Genomic DNA, 21,012 nt, shown 5'->3' on the forward strand with positions numbered 1-21,012 from the left:
TGAGAAGGCTGCATAATTTTATACCTACTCGAATTAAGTAAAAAGGATTTGTCGCACCAAGCCTGATATGCTAAATTTGTTTCAAAACAGCAGCGATATTAAGAAAAGCATAAGTTAATATATAAGACCGCAAGCTTGTTATCCCACTAAATTTTTATGTGAAAGGCGTATGCCAGACCTCTCGACTTCGGCTACAGAAAACTCCTCAAACCCCCAACCAGCTCTGCTGCCGCCGATTTTAAGAATTTTTGCAGCATTTCCAGATTACGATCGGGGCAATAGATTGTACGCCGCAGGAAGGTACGAAGCGGCAGTCCTTTGCTACGGAAAAGCCGTTCAAATTAAGCCGGACTGGGCCCGGGCGTGGCTGAATCTGGGCAAAGCTTACAAGCAACTGCATTCCTACGCAGAAACCGTAGCCTGCGCCGATCGAGCTACAGCAATTAATCCCGAAGAATACTGGGCTTGGATGCTGCGCGGCACAGGGCTGTTAAGTTTGCAAAATCACTCAGAAGCGATCGCGGCTTTCGACACCGCAATTCAAATCAATTCAGAAAAGCACGAAGCTTGGTATCAGCGAGGCCGAGTTTTAGAGGAATTGCAGCAGTGGGATGCAGCCGCAAGCTGTTACAAAAAAGCAACCCAACTTCATCCGAATTTGCCAGCCATGTGGTACCGGCAAGGCAACGTGTTGGTTCAAGCGGAGCGCTATCCTGAAGCCGTGGCCGCTTTCGAGCGCGCGCTGAAACTCGTCCCGACTAATTGGGAAGCTTGGCTGAACCGAGGTTTGGCTTTGATGAAAGCGGAACGCTACGCTGAAGCTGTAACTTCTTACGATCGCGCCATTCAACTGCAACCACAAAATAGTCTGGCTTGGTTCAATCGGGGCATTGCTTCCGCAAAATTGCACAAATATGCAGAAGCCGTGACAGCTTACGATCGCGTACTGCAAATGCAGCCCAACGACTGCGAAGCGTGGTTTTATAAAGGAATGGCCCTCAAACACCAGTGGGCGGATGCGGCAATTGCTTGTTTCGATCGGGCAATTCAAATTAATTCTTTTTATCCCGAAGCATGGATCGGGCGCGGTCAAACACTGTCAGAAGCGAGAGATTATGAAGGGGCGATCGCTGCTTTTGACCAAGCCGTTCAAATTAATCCGAATTTTCCCGAAGCTTGGCTGGGTAGAGGCATCGCCCTGGCAGGATTGGAACGCTACAAAGAGGCAATTATCGCTTACAGCAATGCCTTACAAATTGAAGGTAATTTTCTAGAAGCTTGGAACTTGCGAGGGGAAGCTTTGGAAAAATTACAGCAATACGAAGAAGCGATCGCCTGTTTTGATAAAGTAATTTCTCTGACTTCAGAATCAGAAATTACATCAAAAGTAGGTTTGCAGCAAGGCGCAGCGCTGGAAAAATTGCAGCGTTACGAAGAAGCCGTCGCAGCTTACAACCGCGTACTAAAAATCGTGCCAGACAATTTTGAAGCTTGGTTGCAACGCGGCAACGCTTTGTCAAAATTGCAGCAGTACGAACAAGCTCTAGCATCATACGATCGAGCAATTACTGTCTGGCCCGACAACTATCAAGGCTGGGTACAGCGAGGTCTGATCCTAGGGGAAATGCAGAACTATTCCCAAGCACTCGTCGCTTTTGACCAAGTGATTCAACTCAAGCCAGACAACTGGGAAGCTTGGGCGCAGCGGGGCGACGTTTTGCAAAAATTGCAGCGAACTCAAGATGCTATTAGCTCTTACGGAGTCGCCCTCGAAATCAAACCCGATTACTACGAAGCTCTAGTCAGTCGAGAAGAATTGAGGCTCAAGGGCGCGATGTCAGGAAAGTGGTAAGGGGAAATTGACAGATAGTTTTGATTTTTGAAATTGCTTTGTTCCTCGTAATACTGCGCTGGGGTAAAGCTTGAACTATTTAAGTTAAAACTAAAAAACTTCCCTCTTCTCTCTGCTCCCTAGAAACAATCCAAAAGAGCCGGAGACAACCTCTCCTCTAGCCTTGGTGGGTTATCAAGAAATTGGGTTTAAAACCCCGTCCTTCGCTCGACGGCTTTCTCCTAATGTAGGGGATACGACACGTACTTGTAAAGCTTTGTGAACAAGTTTAGCGATGTTAAGCTAGCGTTGCTAGCATAAGAGTATCGTGATCGGGTCGAAGTCATGCTAGTTTTTGAATTCAAAGCATACGGTAAAAAGCAGCAATTAGATGCTATAGATGAAGCAATTAGAACAGTGCAGTTCATCCGCAACAAAGCATTGCGCTTTTGGATGGACAACCAAAAAGTCGATAAATACGACTTAAATAAGTACAGCGCTGTTTTAGCTAAAGAATTTTCGTTTTGCGATGACTTGAACAGCATGGCTCGGCAATCTAGCTCAGAAAGAGCGTGGTCGGCAATCTCCCGATTCTACGATAACTGTAAAAAGAAAATTCCGGGAAAAAAGGGATTTCCGCAGTTCCAGAAAGACAACCGCTCGGTCGAATATAAGACAACCGGATGGCGTCTGGCAACCGACCGGAAATCTCTCACTTTTACCGACAAGAAAGGAATCGGGAAACTCAAACTAAAAGGGACGCGCGACTTACATTTTTATCAGCTCCGTCAAATCAAGCGAGTACGCTTAGTACAGCGAGCAGACGGATATTTCGTCCAGTTTTGCGTCCAAGTTGACCGCTCTCAAAAGATTGAGGTCACAGGCAATGCGATTGGATTAGACGTGGGGCTCAAAGAGTTCTACACAGACTCAAATGGCGTTGCCGTCGAAAATCCGCGATTTCTGGGCAAGGGAGAGTACAGATTAAAAAAAGCTCAAAGACGAGTTTTAAAACGAGTCAAGGGTTCGCAAAACAGAAGAAAAGCTAGAGTGATTCTAGGAAAGCGCCACCTCAAAATAAGTAGACAGCGTAAAGATTTTGCCGTGAAATTGGCAAGATGCGTCATCCAGTCAAACGACTGTGTAGCCTACGAAGATTTGAGGATTAAAAATATGGTGAAGAATCACTGTTTAGCCAAATCGATTAACGACGCATCTTGGTATATGTTCCGAACATGGATGGAATATTTCGGCAAAGTATTCGGAAGGATTACGATTGCCGTGCCACCCAATGGAACAAGTCAAGAATGTTCTAGCTGCGGGACAGTTGTTAAGAAAAGTCTATCAACGCGAACCCACGCTTGTCAGTGCGGATGCACCCTTGATAGAGATTGGAACGCCGCTAGAAATATCCTGAGTCGGGGATTAAGTACGGTGGGGCACACCGGAACTTGGATCTTAGATCCGAACGCTTGTGGAGAATTGACCGCTACCGATGTTGAAGCAATTCTGCATCGGCAAGTCGATTCTGCGAAACAAGAATCCCCTCGGCTTTAGCCAGGGGAGTGTCAACCTAGCCACGATGGGTTCATGGCGGTACTATCAAATTGGTTGGTAGTTTTATACAGTTCGTATTGCCCTTTTGCCGCCGCCTCGCGAGTGCGATTAAGCATTGCTGCAACTTGTGCTCGATCCATCGGCTTAAACGTGCGAGCGGCCTCAAACGCTTGATCGAGGAGTTGCATACTATCAATGCCAGTAATCACAACAGAAGTAGGCAGATTCATCGCATAGTGGAGACATTCGATCGGGCTTACTGTATTGCTTCTAAGAACATAAGGGTCGCCCATAGATTTCATCCCCAATACACCTATTTGGTTCTTCACCAGCACCGGCAGAACTTCTTGCTCAAAACTTCTAAAATGAGCGTCCATCACGTTCAGCGGCATCTGTACCGCGTCAAAACGGAAATTGTTTTGAGCGGCAATTTCCATCACTCGCAGGTGAACCAAAGGGTCTTTGTGTCCTGTAAAGCCGATGTAACGAATCTTGCCCGCCTTCTGCGCTTCTACTACGGCCTCCATAGCCCCGCCGGGAGCAAAAATGCGATCGGGGTCTTCCATCCGAATAATTTCGTGATGCTGCATTAGGTCAATGCGATCGGTCTGCAACCCCTTCAGTGACTCATCAATCTGCATCATCGCAGCGCCCTTAGTGCGGCCGTCAATTTTGGTCATCAGAAACACCTTTTGTCGGTAGCCATCCTTGAGCGCTTGTCCCATCCAACGGTGGCTGCGTCCGTTGTGATAATCCCAAGAATTGTCCATGAAATTGATGCCGCGGTCGATCGCACTGCGAATGAGCTTAATAGCTTCTTGCTCCTCTCGAAGGCGTCCGATATGGTGTCCCCCCAAGCCAATTGCAGACACTCGCTCTCCTGTGCGTCCCAGCGTCCTGTAACTCATCTCGCCGCTTTGGGTTTGACCTTGGGCAACTGGACTTTCAGCATCTAGTTGGGTCGGTTCATCTTGAGCTAACACAGGTTTCAACAACCCTTCGGAAGCTGCCAGCCCTGCTGCAACCAAACCCGAAGCAGAAGTTACTTTTAACATATTGCGTCTGCTGATATTCATAAATGCCTTCTTCAAGAAACTACTAGGACTCACTCACCGCTTCGCTGCACTAAAGAGTTTTGAGTTGTAAATTTAAGATGTCTCAAAATCCAGACAGCAGTCCGGGTGCAACTTCTCCAATCGCCTACTTTACCTAATCAATAGTAATGATGAAATTTCTAGTTTTAAGAGCTACTAGACCCGTCAACGAAGGCTTTTAACTCAATAGCATCGTGACTGCAAAACAGGCGCACATCTTTACTATGTTCCACCGATAATGCGTGCAGCCGGCCTTGATTGAGCAACCGAGCCTTGCGATCGACCTCCATCATCCATTGGTAGGCGCGCAAAGCGGGCGTGCAGCGCCGGTTAGTGGCATCCATCTCGTGTCGGTAGAAATAGGCATCGCCTGCGTGCAGGAGCCAGCCATCGGGTGTATCAATGGCAATGCCAGCATGACCCCGCGTGTGCCCCACCAACGGGATTAGCAAAATTTCCGGCGGCAACCCGTCGAGGTCGCGGACAGCTTCAAAACCGAACCAAGGTTCGCCACCCGCCGAATAGTATTTCCAGCGTTTGACTTCATCCCACTGCCCCGGACGATAGCGCCTTTTTGTGATGAAACCGTGCCGATCCTGTGCGGCATCGATTTCAGCCTGCATGACGTGTACCGTTGCTTCCGGGAAATCCTCTAGACCACCGGCATGATCGAAATCGAGGTGGGTTAGCACAATATGGCGCACATCGCTTGGTGAAAATCCGAGCTGTTCAATTTGATGGATTGCCGTGTACTTGCGATCGAACTGGATGTTATTAAAGTGGACGAAAAACGGGCTGAGCCGGGAGTAAGGCGACTCGATATCCCGCAATCCGAAACCGGTATCGATCAGAACAAGTCCCTGATTCGTTTCAACGAGCAGACAGTGGCAGACGAGGTGAGCCGTCAAACCCCGACTGAAGCCATCGAAAAGCGCCCCTCCAATGGGACACATACAGCCACAATTGAGATGATGAATTTGCATAAATGTGCTGCACTAAATTACTTAGGCGAGAACCATTTATTCCTCAGTTCGCATCCAATGCCGATGCTGCATAATGCCATCGATGAACGCCTGAGAAAACTGTGCTAAATCGTCACTACTCGGAGAAGTAAACACGCTTTTATCGGCAGCAATCTTGCCATTATCTGCGATGTTTACGTCCTTTAAATCTGCACATAAGAATAGATAAGACGGGCGCGAATTATTTGTTAGCAGATCCCGGTTCAGTAAGCTGGCGGTGCATTTCGGCATTAACGGTATCAGGCAAAACCTTGCTCGCGCTGGCCAGAATCTTTGTCTTGAGTGAACCGGCGATAATGTCGTCCTTACCCGCCATCAGCGCCTCGAAGCCCTGCTTGGCAACTTCGGCCGCGTCGTCTTTCTTGTCTGCGCCCGCCTTCGTGTCGTCCATTCCCGCCCGATGGAAGAAGTTGGTATCCGTCGGCCCTGGCATCAGCGCGGTAACGGTGACGCCTGTGTCCTTTAACTCGTTACGCAGCCCTTCTGAGAAGGAGTGTATAAATGCTTTAGATGCCGCGTAGACTGCCTCGAACGGGCCGGGCATCAGGGCGGCAATCGACGAAGTGAATAGAATCCGTCCCTGGCCGCGATCGACCATATCCTTAACTACCCGTTTAGCCAAATGCACAGACGAGACAACGTTGAGGTTAATCAGATTTAGTTCGTCCTTCAAGTCTGTCTCGCGGGCAAAGTCGCCCCCGACGCCGACACCGGCATTAATTGCGATCGCATCCACCGGTCGGTTAGTCGCTTTTATCTGGTTGTAGAGCGTCTCAACACCGTCGTAGGTAGCGAGGTCTGCCTGCACTGTCTCGACTTTGGCACCGAGCCCCTCAAAGGCTTGAGCCGCTTCATTGATGCTCGCTCCGGTGGCGGTGACTAGGAGATCGAATCCGTTTTGAGCGAACTGTTTGGCGAGTTCGTAACCGATACCGTTAGAGGCACCCGTCACTACAGCCAAGGGCCGGGTCAACGAACTGTTTATAACCATTTAAAATCCTCTGTAACTGCTTCACGCTCGTTTGTCTAGGCTTGCTTATCTCTGTACCAGACAATCTTTGTGAACTGTGGGCTTTCAACTTTTACAATGCTAGGGAGGTAGGAGTGCGATCGCATCTTTCCCAGGACATAAGCTGTTAGGCATTGAAATACGGGATAATCCAAAACAAACTTTATGTAATTAGTGTCAAAATGACAGCAGAGAATCATCTCAGAGAAAGAGCCAATAGAGAAACTACAGAAAGCGTTAAAAAACGAATAAAAGGGAAACCTTATATTAAAAATAATGATTACATCATTACTGAATAATGCAACGATATAGCTAAATCCGCTGATTTTTTGTGTTTTTTGTTTATTTTTTTTCTTAGTTCATTTAGAAAAATCCAGAGAATTTAGCAATTCTAAAAGATGAGTATATTAATATTTAAGGGTGGTTAAATAATAATATTACCACCTCACCAATAATTAGAATATAAATTTGGCAGAGGAACCGCTCAAAGATTAGCAGCTCCTTGAAAAACTAGCGACGGCACAAAATTAAGTAGCTCACAAATACAGAAGATAGATATAGTTTGTATGATAAAGACCAGATAATCACCTCTCTTGTTTCTTTAAAAGTCAGTTTTGTTTTGAAGCCGTGAGCAATTCTGTTCCCTAATATCAACACTTAATTTTTTTTACCGGGTAAGTACAATCATTTTTTACATTTTTACAATGTATTGAGAGTCGCCAATGAGATTTTTCATAAGCTCAAAGTGAATCTATTTTGAATAAAAATTACAAGTGATTTTCCTCCTTATGGAGGAATAGCCACAATTCAAGAGGGCAATTCTGGCAAAGTCCCTCTATATCGGGTGAAATTTGATGTCTATATGTATAAAATGCGCGTAGATATGGCTAATAACTATTTTGATAATTATTTGGGAACCGCCATTCTCTGGCGCTAAATCGGATGCGATAAGAGACGGGAGATGGGAGATGGGAGATTGACTCCGAAGATTAATCCTGGGCTAAAAACATTTATCTCTGGTGGAACGGGCAGGAGGCTTGCCCAAGGAGAACAGTGCCTGATGTCAGTTATAACTGAATCTCAGGCACTGTTCTCAATCAGACCCAATCAACCTGGTAACAGCGATGAAAAATCTCAGATATCAGGTCGATCGCGCAGCAAGAAACCAAGTGGAGGATGCCAAGAGTGTAAGATGTCAGTTATCACGAATACTTTCTGTTGGCGATTGCCCGACGGCACAGAAAATTGAAAATTATGACAGCCAATTGCTGATTCTGGTGGCTTCATGTTATAGTGGTTTTCCAAGAATTAAATTCGGTTGCGTAGTTTGTTGGTGTTTATTTACAAGCGTCTCTCCGAATCTAAGTCTCTGCACCCTAATGATTCTGGAGATTTTATGTCGATTTACGTGGGTAATCTTTCATATGAGGTAACATCAGACGACCTCAACGAAGTATTTGCCGAGTACGGTACTGTAAGCCGCGTCCAAGTGCCAGTGGACCGGGAAACAGGCAGGATGCGGGGTTTTGCTTTTGTGGAAATGGCAAGCGAGGCAGAAGAAGCAGCAGCCATCGCAGCTCTAGACGGTGCTGAATGGATGGGCCGCGACTTGAAAGTCAACAAAGCCAAACCTCGCGAAGACAACAAACGCTCATCGGGTGGCGGCGGCTGGGGCGACAAAGATCGCTCTTCACGCGGACGCTACTAAACTTTGAGACTGAAAATTTGAGTTGTGGTAGTTGACGGCAGGTGCGAATGCTGCTTCTTTTTCTGGTGGTTCGATCGACCCATCACATAAAACTCCCAAACCTCTAAATCAGTTTTGCCCCCTCCTTCGAGGGGGCTTTGTTTTTGGCGAAAAATCCCGCGAGGTACGTCGGCGGTGCAGTTCCCTGTCTCGTTCGTAATTCAGTACCCTCTTAACTGCTTTTTTAAGAGGCTGTCGGGATTTCGCGGCTCGACTCCTGTAAACTATCAAACTAGAATTAAGCAGCAAGAAAAGTTAGAATAACGGCAAAACTGAATATTGCCAAGAACAGCCAAACTATCTTTACCGAAGATTAGTCGAGAAAACCAGCCGAATATCAGCCAATATCTTGATTTTGCCTCAATAAAGATGTCCAAGGTCTACAGCACGGCGGAACTCATTAAAATCCTCGAAGAAGAGCGCCAAGCCTGCTTGCATGGGCGGCGTCTCAATTTGACTGAAACTCCTGCTACAGGCAACCCCGTGATTGACCGCTTTCTCAAATCTGAGGGAGTTCAGAAGTTCACTGCTTATCAAAATTTTAAGGCTGCCGTGCACGAATACCAGCGGGAACATCAAGTTTCTGGGATTGTCTGGCGGGAAATCGCGGTTAAAGGCAATACTCTACGCTATCCGGCAGTGGATGACGAATTAATAGCTCTACCGGTTGATTTGATCACGCTGAAGGCAGCTAAGATTTCTATGTTGGAATTCTGGCAGCAGGTAACTGCCGGGATGGATTTGTATTTAAGCATTAACAGCGGGAAGGATTTTCGATCAATCGAGCCGGTTGATGTAGAGGCTATAGCCCAGCGCACAGAATGGGCCAGTCTCTCGAAGTGGGAAAAGTTGGATTTTCTAGAAATTTTGTTGCAGTTGGGCTGGGGGAAGCCGGAGGAAGCTTATTATAAGCGGGGATGGCCGACCTCGGGCAGCGAGTACATTCACGCCGTAAAACCCGGACAGCGGCCGATTTGTTAATTGGTAATTAGTAATTTGTTTGTAGTCAGGACTTTATTCCTGATTTGACTTGTTAAACGTTAAACCCACAATCCGGCAGGGAATGAATTCCCTGCCTCAAAGCTAAAGTCCTCGCTATGAGGACTGAGATAGGACTTACGCATTAACAACGTAACTAAGTCCTTCTGAGTCCTGAGCATTGCGAAGGAACTGAAGAATCTCAAAGCCTTGCAACACCATCTAGAGTGCGTAATTCCTGTTAAACTCCTTAGTCCTCATAGCGAGGACTTTAGCTATTAGCCTGGGAATTCATTCCCAGGCGGAATTAACAACTGACATCTGACAAAGCATCAAGCCAAACCACTGATTTGGATCTGTCCAAACCTGCACTGGCCTTAAACCACGCTGCGAAAGTTCTTTTTTTACAGTATTGAGATTAAACTTGCGCGATATTTCGCTGCGGATAGTTTCTCCCGCTGCAAATTCAATTGTTAAATTGAGAGAACGCAACTGCACTGTTTGTACTTTTTTACTTTTTAAGTGCATTTCAATTTGACATTCCTCTTGATTGTAAAAAGCCCAATGCTCGAACTGCGCTAAATCAAAATTTCCCTCATATTTTCGATTTAAATGCCGCAGCATATTTAAGTTAAATGCTGCCGTTACTCCTTGACTGTCATCGTAGGCAGGCTCTAAAATATCCTTCGATTTGTCCAAATCAATTCCCAGCAAAAAATACTCTCCCGGCTGCAATGCACCGACAACTTGCGAGAAGAACAAATCGCATTCTTGAGCGTTGAGATTGCCGAGGGTACTGCCGAGAAAGCAAATCATTCGGGTTGGCAACGGTGACGGTGCAATTTTAGCTAAGGCTAATTCGTATGTGCTGACAAGTCCGTGAATCTGGAGCGACGGATAATCTGCCAACAGTTGACAAGCGCTGCTTTCTAGGATAGTAGGACTGATGTCGATCGGCAAATAGTGCAGGGGATATTCCAGTTGACTGTAAGCATCAAGGAGAATCCGAGTTTTGGTGGAACTACCGCTGCCGAGTTCGACGATTTCGCAGGGGCCAGTTAAATTGGCGATCGCCCCCGCGCACCCCTGCAAAATTGCCGTCTCAGTGCGCGTCAAGTAGTATTCCGGCAACTGGCAAATCAACTCGAACAGGTTTGAGCCGCGATCGTCGTAGAAATACTTGGGAGGCAGGGATTTGGGGGTTTGAGTCAACCCGCTAACTACATCGCTGCCAGCATTGATTTCTGCGGGTGTCAGTGCCGCAGCGCTCACCAGTCGCTCTAAGTGCAGTCGGTTTTCTTTCGTTGAGGCTGAGTTTGTCGTGTCGGACAGTCTTGGGGATTTCATAAAGTAATTTTTAGATGCACATATCGGTATAGCACGCAGTCGCGTTGCCAAATATCGCGCTCAAGTCAGATTTTTCATACCGATCTCGGTTCTGTATTTTCTCACCGGATGGCGATCGCATCCACAATTAAAACTTAAAATTTATCCACAAAAATTATTGAATACTTAACCAAACTTGTTTTCTTTGAGCTTGTTACATGGAAAAAAGTTGGGCATTTCGCAAACAATTTTTTTCCCAGTTTCCTCTCCAGTCATTTATCTGATGTTCGTCAAATAAGCTTTGTAATGCAATTATTAAGGAATTTGTTCATCGGAAAAGTCGGATGACTAAATTCCTTAATACGAAAAAATTTGATAGTAGTTATAATTACCTAGCAAACTACTTAGCGCAGCGAAAACCAGCAATAATTTGCCGCACGCCCGGATAATACCAATTCCGAAATGTCGATCGCAGTGCCTGCGGAAAAGTCGCCCAACTCCCCCCTTTCAAAACCCGGTGTTCTCCATCAAAATAAACTTGAGAATAGCCCCTGTAAGGATAACTTTCAAATCCCGGATAGGCGTCAAAGGTTGAAGCAGTCCACTCCCAAACATTGCCCAACATATCGCAGCAGCCGATCGCACTTGCTCCTTTGGGAAAGGCATCGACTGGCGAGGTATTTGCAATATTATTGCCGTGATTGCACAGGCTGCCATTTGGCGGTTCTTCTCCCCAAGGATAGATGCGATATGTTTGATTTTTGGCATCCCAACTCGCAGCTTTTTCCCATTCTGCTTCCGATGGCAAACGCTTGCCAACAAAGTTGCAGTAAGCTTCGGCTTCGTACCAACTCACGCCGCAGACTGGATGGTTGTTGAAAGCTGGATTTTCTGACCAGTAAAGCGGTTGAAAGACGGCTTCGCCTTGCAGCCATTTCCAGCCGTCCGCTGACCACCAATCAGGGTTTTGATAGCCGCCGAATTCCATGAAATCTCGGTATTGACTGCAGGTGACGGGATAGCGATCGATCGAGTATGCTTCTAAATAACATAGGTGGCGCGATCGTTCGTTATCCAAAGCCTCCGCAGCATCGCTTCCGATGTAAAATTCTCCGCCCGGAATTTCAATCGCCGGGGAATCGGTAATTGGTAATTGGTAATCGGCAATTAATCTTCCCCCTTTCTTATTCCTTCTATCCGTTACGTCCCGAAAATCCGTTAAATCCGTTACCAAATCCGTTGCCGAACTTCCTTCTTCCTTCTTCCTGTGCATTTGCAACACGAAAGCAACAGTTTCGCAGTGCTGGCTTTCGTGCTGAATAATAAACCGCCAGAGACGTTCTTGCTTGTCGATCGGCGCTACTTCCAAATAATCTAACACCTTTTTTCTCACCGCGTCCAGATATAATTCAACTTCAGGTAACGTCGGCAGAAAAACCCGTTGTTTTTTCGGCAAAATATCAGCAGCAAACAGTTGGTGATACTGAGGCAAGACAGGTTCCAAGCCAGCACATCGCTGCAACAGCCACAAATCTTCAGTATAAGCAATATGACCTAAGTGCCAGCCAACAGGACTGAAATCAGGATGAGCTTGGCGGCAAAAAGTATCGTAGTCGATGTCTGTAAATAGCTTGAAAGTGCCGCGGCGACACTGCTGCAAATCGCGATAAATTGCCTCTCTACAAGATTGGATAGATTTGGATATCACGATCTACTCCGGTACTGATAATGCTCTGGACTGGACACGAGTGCCAATTGCCAGCAAATAAAGGTTCAGAAGCAATGATTACAGAATTTGGGAAATTTAAATCGTCTCGCAGCCAATAGAGGGAAGGAGGGGTTTTTTGGGAAGCAAAGCGAGAGGCAACGAGCTGGTGTCCGTCGCTGATAATTATATTAGCTGAAAATTCTACTTGGTGAAAGTTTGCTAGCTCTGCCAAAGTTTTCAGCGAGTTTCGCAAAGCAGCTTCTAGAGTTAGATTGGCTGCTGTCAATTCATTGACAAACAAGCCGAAGATATGCTCTGAATCTGTAGTACCGTTAATTGATTGATAAATGGTATCGGTGAGCCGATCGCGAATTGGTCTGTAAAGAGTTTGCCGAAAATTCTTCACGAAGCCGTTGTGTACGAACAGCAGGCGATCGTTCTGAAACGGCTGACAGTTGCTCAAATCTACAGCTTGTCCTGAAGTTGCACTGCGAACATATCCGATCGCGCATCCAGATTCAACGTATCGACTGATACTCGGAAGGTTAACGTCGCTCCAAATTGGCTGTACATTTTTATAAGTAAACGGGTCAGTATCTAAGTGCGGGTGATACCAACCAATACCAAAACCGTCAGCATTGAGTAGACCCGAAGTCATTTCGCGGGGATCGTAACTCTGCACAATTAGGGAATGTTCCGGCTTGTACAGAATAGCATCGAGTAAAATCGGCTCCCCGAGGTAGCCAAGCAAACGGCACATAAAATTTTTGCAGCAATGTGATTAGCATTGTAAGTCAATAGCCGAAAAATTGCCCGATCGCCCATCTTCAGCGCTGGAAGGTTTTTTGTAGCCCGCTGCCAGCATCGCAGTACAAACGATACAGTTAAGGTAGAACCCCTGCAACACAAGGAGACTCTTGAATGTTCATCGACGAACTCATCCCAATGGCGAAAGAATTGATCGAACAGCCGATCGCCTTCGCGGGCGGATTTTTATCTGGCCTGCTTCGACTCAACCTTCACGAAGATCCCGTTAAAAGCTGGATCGACGAGCAAGCTGGTTCAACTTCCTACACTACTCCCCCAGCCGAACCCACCAACGGTAAAAGCACGGGGCCTCAGTCAATCTCGATCGACTAAGGAAAAGCAGTAACATCCTCCCAACGCCAAACTGATTACAGTTATGGCGTGGGCTTCCAAACTTCACAGTTTGGCTTTTCGCGTTTTTCCCTCACGGGATTTCCACACTTGGCGAGACTGAATTTCTCAGTGCCCGCTAGAAAGTCTGCACAGACACTTTCGATTCCCGTATAGCCTTTCTCAGATAGATGAAGTACAATAACAGCAGTCTGTCAACCAGTTCCAAATATCTTGCTTAGAAAGTTTACGGAATGCAAACTCTATCGCCTTTCCTAATTATTGATAATTTGTTGTGTCGATCACACTGAAAATATTTTTAAGTTTTGACCATAAATTCTCACGCTTATGATAAATCGGGCGAAGGGGGCGACAAGTATATTACTTTCGCCCTTTTTCTTGATTACTTTCTTTACTTATTTTGCCGATTTTTAGGGACATTCTCCATCACTAACACAGCATTTATCCATATTTTAGGTACGGGAGCATAAAAGCCTCAAATATAATTGTATCATTTTCCTTCTTAAATTAACTTGTATTATAAGTTTGTTGACCGTTATATATAGTTTTTGGGACATTTTTTTACAAATTTGTTCTTTTTTTACTCGCAAGTTAACTGTATGGATATAGTTAAGAAAGAAGTTATTCAATAGCTAAATTATTTTTATTTTCAATCGGCGCTAAAATCATCAGTTCTTCTGCCTTAATTTTGCAGAGTCGCCTAAATTAGCTCGCCGATCAATAGTTGTGGTTTCAGGAGCCTGTTTCAGGGATTTTTTTTGACAAAAGTGAAAACTCCCAAAAAACAGTCAGCTATGGATTTTTATGAGATTGCTTCGGGAATAATCAACCTCCATCATTTCTGGTCTAAAATCAAGATAATAAGCTTTCAGTGCTAATAATGTATGATGTTTTCGATGCTTGGTGAACAAAAGTGATGTCAATGGATGTGGGTTCCCCTCCACTTCTGGTGAGGCTGTGACTCTTGAGCGAATTATAGTTCATTTATCTTATATTGTATATTTTACCGTTATGAATACCTCAGCAATATGATACCTCATCTGTGTGACAAAGCCTATATCTGTGCACTCCGAAATTAATTAAAATCCTACCACTTTTTATAGTTGGCGTGGGCCGGCCTGGTTTGTGTAACGCCAGGTTTTAACCTGTAGAATAAAGGGGTTTATAAAAATGAATTCAGGGTGATGACAACCAAAAAGCTACCGTAACTGCCTCGTCACCCAAAATCGATAGCGACTTTCAGGCTCAGGATTTACTCATAAATTAATTGCTAATTTTAAAAGGTAAAATCTCAAATGTCAAATTTTAATAGGTACTTGAACTACCTGAGAAAAGCTATAATATACAATATCTGTTCATGAGTGCAGCGAGGATAACTGTAGGAGAAGGAAACCGAAATAGTATGTTGAGAAAAATGAATTTACAAACCAGACTTATCAGTGCATTTCTGATGATGGGAGTGTTAGTATTTTGCGTTGCCTGGGTAGGATGGAACTCAACATCTAATCTCAGTCAACACATAGAAACTCTCGGTAAAAATAACTTACCGAGTATTGAAGCATTATTGAAAATTAACGAGGGACAAACCCAAATTGAGTCATCCGAGAGAGCGCTAATTAATCCGGCGCTCAGTCAAGCAGAAAGGCAAGAGGCATTAAATAGAATGGACAAGGCTTGGCAGCAGATTAAAGATGGGTTTAAAGCATACGAAGTCATTCCACGTATCTCAGAGGAAGATGCACTCTATCAACAAATGCTTAAGTATTGGCAGGAGTGGCAGCAGGAAGATCAAGAACTGCTGCGAATCAATCAAGAATTTGAGAAACTGGGAATTTTGAATCCTTTGGGTTTGCAGCTAACCCTAATTAATCAGGGTAAAAGTAAGTCGCCCGAAATGGCAAGAGCCAAGACAGCTAGTAACCTCTTGAATAAACTTAGTCAGCAATCTAAGGTAATTCGCCTTAAATTTATAATTTCAGAAAAAGCCACTTTAGCAGTAGTTGACTCCAATAGAAAGCAAGCAGATAAAGCTTATGACACCGCCCAAAATGATAGTAGGAATACTCAAGTAGCTGTATTTTTGGGGATGACAGTTGGACCGCTAACAGCGATTGGTTTAGGAATAGCTTTAAGCATAGCGATCGCCAAACCTTTAGATAAAGCGCTGAAAGGTATTATTAATATGATTGTCAGTTCTTCTACCGAGATCGCTGCTACAATTGAGCAACAAGAAAGTATTGCTGTACAACAAGCTGCTTCTGTTAATCAAACAACTACCACAATGGATGAATTGGGCGCATCATCGAGGCAATCAGCTATGCAAGCCGAATCAGCCCTTGAAAATGCCAGTAATGTCTTAAATATGGCAGCAGAAGGCAGTAAAGTAGTGCATAAAACCCAGCAGGGAATGTTGAGTTTGACTGAAAAAGTCGGAGCGATCGCCGATCAAGTTTTAAATTTGAGCCAGCAAACCAATCAGATTGCTAATATTACCAATTTAGTCAGCGATTTGGCTAATCAAACTAATATGCTGGCAATTAACGCTACAGTGGAAGCAGTACGCAGCGGAGAACAAGGAAAGGGGTTTGGGGTGGTGGCGACGGAAATTCGCCGACTCGCAGATCAAAGCAAAAAATCGTCGGATCAGATTAATGATTTGATAAACAGTATTAAGAATTCCATTAATAAAACAGTGATGGTAACAGATGAGGGCAAAAAAACTTTAGATAATAGCCTAAAATTGACTGAAGGTACGGCGGATAATTTTAACAATGTTGCCAATGCTATTAACAGTGTAGTTGTGAGCAGTCAGCAAATTTATCTGAATACCAAACAGCAGGCGATCGCTATTGAGCAAGTGGTAGATGCGATGAATGTTCTGAATAAAGGAGCAACGGAAACAGCCAGCGGTATTACCCAAAGTCGAATTGGCACTCAAACACTTAACAAAGCTGCTTTAAATCTCACATCCTTAGTTTAAGTGAGAAAAGTAATATCCTAAACCGGGGATTAAAGAGATGGAGAGAAAATTAGTCCCATTCCTCATTTCCAATTTGCAATTCCAAATTTTGCCCAAGGATTGAAGGTGACATCTCCCTGTTTAGGAAAGGGCTGGGGAGAGGTGAAGTAGGTTTCCTCAAAGGGCTGTCTAGATGTGTATAGCCATTCTCAAGTGAATGAGGTACAGATTTAAATTGTAGATTAAAGAATGGAAGAAGTGGGGAATTGGTAATTAACTGCCAACTACCTCACGAAAGTTGAGAACCGGTATATCAACGCTCGCGCTCCAAAGCAACCTAATATATTAGACTTTGTTAGTCGCTTTGTTTCGGAAGATGCTTGGTGATTCGTCGCCCACCCATCAGTGATCTGATTAAAATCAAATATTGTTCAGGGGTAGGAGTCCTCGCCGCCCCAAAACTCATATTCTCACTCGCCCTGCGGATGAGTGAGAATATGAGTTTTGATTAAGCTAACTATTGCAGCCAGTACCAAGGGTTGGTCAGTGCGGCAAACCCTTTTAGTCAAAGTCGATCGCCCAGTTGTATGCCAGATAGCACTTGACAGTTAAATTAAAAGGTTATTATGTATAGCACAACAAGTTCAGTTCGATCGACATGACTATCTACATTGGAAATCTGTCTTACCGCGCCACCGAAGAAGACCTGAAAGCAGTATTTGCAGAATACGGCACAGTCAAGCGAGTTGTCTTGCCTACCGACAGGGAAACCGGTCGGATGCGCGGTTTTGCATTTGTTGAGATGATGGAGGATGCCCAAGAAGACGCTGCAATTGCCGAATTAGACGGTGCAGAGTGGATGGGGCGCCCCTTGCGAGTGAACAAAGCTAAACCGAAAGAAGAGGCAAATCGAGGCGCAGGTTTCAAGAGAAACGACGGATATTAGTCGGCGATGCGGCGGTTGACATCCTCTCGAAACCCACCTGATGCACCAGTGCGCCACTAGCGCCGAATTGCTAGCAGCAGTTGATTTTGGGGATGCAATGTCAAATCCGCTGCACAAAAACATCGATTCTTTGTGGGCTGCACTTGATCCATAATTTTTTGAGAAAGACAGAATTTATGCACGCTAATCTAGAAACCCGATTTCTTCCGCGATACCTTGCTGCTAAAAGCAAAATTTATCAGGAGAAACCGGGTTGATGAGCGTTAGTCTTAGAAAGAGTAAACTCGCCCTTTTTCATCAATATAAACTGACCGGTCTTGCCTAGTGCGGGGGTCTGATCTGGTGATGCGAATCGTCACAATGTTTGTCTGCGAGTCAACGTTATAGTCGTATTTCAAAGTTGTGCTTCCTCCTGTGGCATTAATGGGAATATTGGCAATATCGCCGGTGCGATTGCTAATACGAACAATGATGTTTTTGCTGGTTCCGACGGGCAAGGATGACAAGTTGGCACCTGATTGACCGTATTCTAGGTTTAATCCTGTTTCATTTAACAGTCTGAGGGTTATGTTGCGAGTATTGTCAACCTGCGCTTGAGGTTGCCAGAATCCGGGTTTTTTGCCACCGTCAGCTGCAGGTTGAGATAATGCTGGGTGAGGATGCAGAAAGGCCAGGGCGGCAAGTATTGCTGCGGTTGCAATAATTTTTGATTTCACGGTTTGTACCTCCGGGTCAAGAGTTGGTGATATTTCTATCCTAGCTTTAAAATCGGATGTTAGTGGAAGGAAGTTCGGCAACGGATTATTTAACGGATGTAACGGATGTAAAGGATGTAAAGGATAGAAGGAAGAAGGAAGTTCGGCAACGGATTATTTAACGGATGTAACGGAGGTAACGGATGTAAAGGATAGAAGGAAGAAGGAAGAAGCAGTAAAAGCAATAAAAGCAAGAACTTCACCAATTAAAAACGTCCTCACTATCTGGGCGGTTGCTATATAATTAGAAACCGGGTTTCTGTAGTTGTTAATATTCCTGGACGCACGGGTTGTCTAGAAATCCGATTTCTGAGCGGGTGGCTGCTTGCCAAAGCTATGATTTAGAGTAGAAACCGGATTTCTGGGGTCAAGGGAGTCGGGAAGTGGTTAATTGTTAATTATCGATCGAGCGGCTTCTAGCAGGAGGCGCTGTTCGGCGCGGACGATCGCCCTGGAAGTTTGTTCTGCAGCATCGACATTGACCGAAATAGACGAAATTCCCCACCGCACGAAGGATTCCACTGTATCGGGATACAATGCGGGAGCGTCGCCGCAGATTGAGCAAGGAATGCCGGCGGCCCGGGCCTGTTTGATTAATTGTTCGATCGCCCTCATCACTGCTCGATCGCGCCCGTTGAAAGCACCTGCTACCTGGTCGGAGTTGCGGTGAACTCCTAATAGCAATTGGGTTAAATCGTTAGTGCCGATAGAAATTCCTTGAACTCCGGCTTTTACGTAATCGGGCAATAAAAATAACACCGAAGGAACTTCCGCCATAATCCACATTTGAAACTCGGTTGAGCGGTTTTTCCAAACTTTTTCTAAGCGCTGGCGGCAGTATATAAACTCGTCAACCGAGCGCACGAAAGGCAAAATTAAATTAACATTGGTATGGCCTGACTCGCAGACTTTTTGAAGTACGCAGAGTTCCCAATCAAATAATTCTGGTTCAAAGGTATAACTGAAACTGCCGTCGGCACCTGACTCCCGTAAATCGAGAGAGCGATAAAATATTGGCCGCGGCGAAACGGCAGCAGCAAATAAGCTGAGGCAATCCGCCATGCGATCGACAAATTCCGATTGGCGGCCGTCTTGCAGCCAAACTTTGGGGTTTTGACAGTCCAAAGCTTCTAATGCCATTAATTCCGATCGCAGCAATCCGATGCCGTCTATTGGCAGATTTTTGAGACGGTCAATCGAACTTGTTTGGCTGACATTAACTAGCAGTTGAGTCGCCGTTGGTGGGCCCCAAACATATTGAGTAGACTCAGATTGTCGAGATTTAGGCGCCCAATTGGACGATCGATCGGAGATAGAAGATTGGTGCTTGGCTATTGACATTTTGGCTGCTGTACTGTATATATTTGTCTTTTTTGCTGTGTCCCGAAGTCGGCCGCTGTCTCCTGTCTCGATCGCATCGTGTTGGGGGAGGGCAAAAACTTCTCCGCTATCGCCGTCTACCAAAACCGAATCGCCCGAGGCGATCGCCCGAGTGGCCCCGGCCACTCCCACAACGGCGGGAATCCCCAATTCTCTCGCTAAAATGGCGCCGTGGCCTGTCATACCTCCTTGTTCCGCCACCACCCCAGCAGCAACCTTCAGCCAAGGCAGCCAATTCGGCTCGATTGTCCGGGCTACTAAAATGCCTCCGGCTAAGAATTCCGCGTTTTCTGGGTGGGAATTAGTCATAACTTGGGCAATTGCTTCGGCTTTTCCTGATGCTGCTGCCACACCTCTGAGTATGGCAGGAGTTCGGGCTGGGGCGATCGAGTTTGGCTGCGGGAGGGCGATCGAATTTTCCTTTATCGCCGCGACTTTTTCCCCTTTCACAAGACGAACTTGAGTGAAATAAAACTGCCGTTCGCCGCTGTTTGCTGTCTGGTTTAGCGTCCACTCCAAAATTAAATCTGAGTCAAATTCTGCGATAGCTTTTTTACTCAATTCAATGATTTCTTGCAGTTGCGATTCCTCTAAAACATATTCTGTTTGTGCTTCCTCTCCCAGCGCTAAAACTTGCACGCAACAATCAGCAAAATCAGGAATTATAAATGGAGAATCGGAAATTGGGAAAGCAGCAAACTTGCCCAACAGCAGTTTTTTTTTCGGTTCACCATCGCCGACTTTGAGATTGTAGGCTAATGTTTTGTAACCGATCCGCTGGAATTTAACCGCGCTTGTTTCTGGCTGCACTTGATAGTAATCGGGGATGGTTTCTCCCCTAGCGAGGGACAATCCCAAACCGCTGGTGGCTTGGATTTCCCACTGTGCGCCCGCCTTTGCTTTCACCTCGCCTGCGGCGATCGCTTCTTGAAGTGGCTGCACCAAAACTGCGGGATTGATTTGCTGTACCCGCAGGCCGCACCGCTGCCAGTAAAATAGACTTCGGGCTCTGAACATTTCTGCCCAAGCTCGTTTGAGTCCGTCCCCAATGGCTTCTGGTTCTGCCCGTACTGCCTGAGATTCCAGAATGCCGACTGTTTTCGGGTTCCAGGAAGTCAGGGAAGGGCGAAAAATTAAGGCTGTGGAGTTTAAGTTTGACTGTGAGTTGAGTTGACTAACAGCAGACTCTAGGGTGGAGAGCAGTGAATCTGGCAGTTTGCCGGCGAGGATTTGGTGGCGGATGCTGCGGGCGATCGACTGCAGTTGTCTGGGTTCATCGACATTCAAGTGCAGGGAAGAGTGTGGCCAGTCAGCAAACAGCGGTTCTAGGCACTCGATCGACTCTAAAAACTGCCAGAATGTGGTAGCCGGTACGACAAAACCCGGTACAACAGGATGATTTTTCTGGAGCAAACAGCTCAAGTAAAATGCTTTTTCTCCCACTGCATCTCTGTCTGAAGGTTGAATTTTGTCTAACCAGTAGAGGTTTTTCACGCTGCGAGCCTGTCGGTGGAAACTGATTGAAGTTGAAAGTTTTTCCCA

Annotated in this window: 16 protein-coding genes; 7 read left to right on the forward strand and 9 right to left on the reverse strand. The window is 45.6% G+C overall.

Annotation, left to right across the window (positions count from 1 at the left end; all coding sequences use genetic code 11):
• The first annotated feature begins 169 nt into the window (after positions 1 to 169).
• Together QUA77_RS08330 and QUA77_RS08335 are read left to right on the forward strand one after the other, a co-directional pair.
• A complete protein-coding gene (locus QUA77_RS08330; RefSeq protein WP_333449817.1) occupies positions 170 to 1,852 on the forward strand; it encodes a tetratricopeptide repeat protein in 1,683 nt (560 codons plus the stop codon).
• Positions 1,853 to 2,176: 324 nt separating this feature from the next.
• A complete protein-coding gene (locus QUA77_RS08335; RefSeq protein WP_333449818.1) occupies positions 2,177 to 3,388 on the forward strand; it encodes a transposase in 1,212 nt (403 codons plus the stop codon).
• A gap of 11 nt (positions 3,389 to 3,399) precedes the next feature.
• Here the strand turns inward: QUA77_RS08335 and QUA77_RS08340 are convergent, their stop codons facing one another.
• From QUA77_RS08340 to QUA77_RS08355, 4 genes are all read right to left on the reverse strand, one after another.
• Complete coding sequence (locus tag QUA77_RS08340; protein WP_333449819.1) at positions 3,400 to 4,464, reverse strand: aldo/keto reductase; 1,065 nt, start codon at positions 4,462 to 4,464, stop codon at positions 3,400 to 3,402.
• Positions 4,465 to 4,628: 164 nt separating this feature from the next.
• Positions 4,629 to 5,465 (reverse strand): MBL fold metallo-hydrolase, encoded by an 837-nt coding sequence (locus tag QUA77_RS08345; RefSeq protein ID WP_333119824.1) that lies wholly within the window; start codon positions 5,463 to 5,465, stop codon positions 4,629 to 4,631.
• A gap of 220 nt (positions 5,466 to 5,685) precedes the next feature.
• Positions 5,686 to 6,495, reverse strand: coding sequence for an SDR family NAD(P)-dependent oxidoreductase (locus QUA77_RS08350; protein ID WP_333217421.1), 810 nt, complete (start codon positions 6,493 to 6,495; stop codon positions 5,686 to 5,688).
• Between the two features lie 1,152 nt (positions 6,496 to 7,647).
• Positions 7,648 to 7,800 carry a hypothetical protein gene (locus QUA77_RS08355; protein ID WP_333040727.1) on the reverse strand — a complete coding sequence of 51 codons (153 nt, stop codon included), beginning with the start codon at positions 7,798 to 7,800 and terminating at the stop codon, positions 7,648 to 7,650.
• A gap of 109 nt (positions 7,801 to 7,909) precedes the next feature.
• On the opposite strand from QUA77_RS08355, the gene QUA77_RS08360 reads away from it, so the two are divergent.
• Positions 7,910 to 8,221, forward strand: a complete 312-nt coding sequence (locus tag QUA77_RS08360; protein ID WP_333040726.1) for an RNA-binding protein — start codon at positions 7,910 to 7,912, stop codon at positions 8,219 to 8,221.
• 408 nt (positions 8,222 to 8,629) lie between these two features.
• On the forward strand, positions 8,630 to 9,241 hold the full coding sequence (locus QUA77_RS08365; protein WP_333040725.1) for a hypothetical protein: 612 nt from the start codon (positions 8,630 to 8,632) through the stop codon (positions 9,239 to 9,241).
• A 288-nt stretch (positions 9,242 to 9,529) separates the two neighbouring features.
• On the opposite strand, the gene egtD is transcribed toward QUA77_RS08365, so the two are convergent.
• The 3 genes from egtD to egtC all read right to left on the reverse strand — a co-directional run bounded on the left by egtD (position 9,530) and on the right by egtC (position 13,032).
• Positions 9,530 to 10,585, reverse strand: coding sequence for an L-histidine N(alpha)-methyltransferase (gene egtD / locus QUA77_RS08370; protein WP_333040724.1), 1,056 nt, complete (start codon positions 10,583 to 10,585; stop codon positions 9,530 to 9,532).
• A gap of 379 nt (positions 10,586 to 10,964) precedes the next feature.
• Positions 10,965 to 12,272, reverse strand: a complete 1,308-nt coding sequence (locus QUA77_RS08375) for an ergothioneine biosynthesis protein EgtB (protein ID WP_333449820.1) — start codon at positions 12,270 to 12,272, stop codon at positions 10,965 to 10,967.
• Positions 12,244 to 13,032, reverse strand: a complete 789-nt coding sequence (egtC, locus tag QUA77_RS08380) for an ergothioneine biosynthesis protein EgtC (RefSeq protein WP_333040722.1) — start codon at positions 13,030 to 13,032, stop codon at positions 12,244 to 12,246. The genes QUA77_RS08375 and egtC overlap by 29 nt, the downstream gene beginning before the upstream one ends.
• A 161-nt stretch (positions 13,033 to 13,193) precedes the next feature.
• Between egtC and QUA77_RS08385 the strand changes: the two genes are divergently transcribed.
• The 3 genes from QUA77_RS08385 to QUA77_RS08395 all read left to right on the forward strand — a co-directional run bounded on the left by QUA77_RS08385 (position 13,194) and on the right by QUA77_RS08395 (position 17,335).
• A complete protein-coding gene (locus tag QUA77_RS08385) occupies positions 13,194 to 13,412 on the forward strand; it encodes a hypothetical protein (protein WP_333040721.1) in 219 nt (72 codons plus the stop codon).
• A 1,432-nt stretch (positions 13,413 to 14,844) separates the two neighbouring features.
• Positions 14,845 to 16,410: a methyl-accepting chemotaxis protein gene (locus QUA77_RS08390; protein ID WP_333449821.1), complete on the forward strand. Its 1,566-nt coding sequence runs from the start codon at positions 14,845 to 14,847 to the stop codon at positions 16,408 to 16,410.
• Positions 16,411 to 17,047: 637 nt separating this feature from the next.
• Complete coding sequence (locus QUA77_RS08395) at positions 17,048 to 17,335, forward strand: RNA-binding protein (protein WP_333040719.1); 288 nt, start codon at positions 17,048 to 17,050, stop codon at positions 17,333 to 17,335.
• 269 nt (positions 17,336 to 17,604) lie between these two features.
• On the opposite strand, the gene QUA77_RS08400 is transcribed toward QUA77_RS08395, so the two are convergent.
• Positions 17,605 to 18,051, reverse strand: a complete 447-nt coding sequence (locus QUA77_RS08400) for a hypothetical protein (protein ID WP_333449822.1) — start codon at positions 18,049 to 18,051, stop codon at positions 17,605 to 17,607.
• 426 nt (positions 18,052 to 18,477) lie between these two features.
• Entirely contained in the window at positions 18,478 to 20,964 is a 2,487-nt protein-coding gene (locus tag QUA77_RS08405) for a putative PEP-binding protein (protein ID WP_333449823.1), read from the reverse strand.
• Positions 20,965 to 21,012 lie beyond the last annotated feature (48 nt).

The sequence above is a fragment of the Microcoleus sp. K5-D4 genome (genome assembly GCF_036704575.1).
Lineage (GTDB): Bacteria > Cyanobacteriota > Cyanobacteriia > Cyanobacteriales > Microcoleaceae > Microcoleus.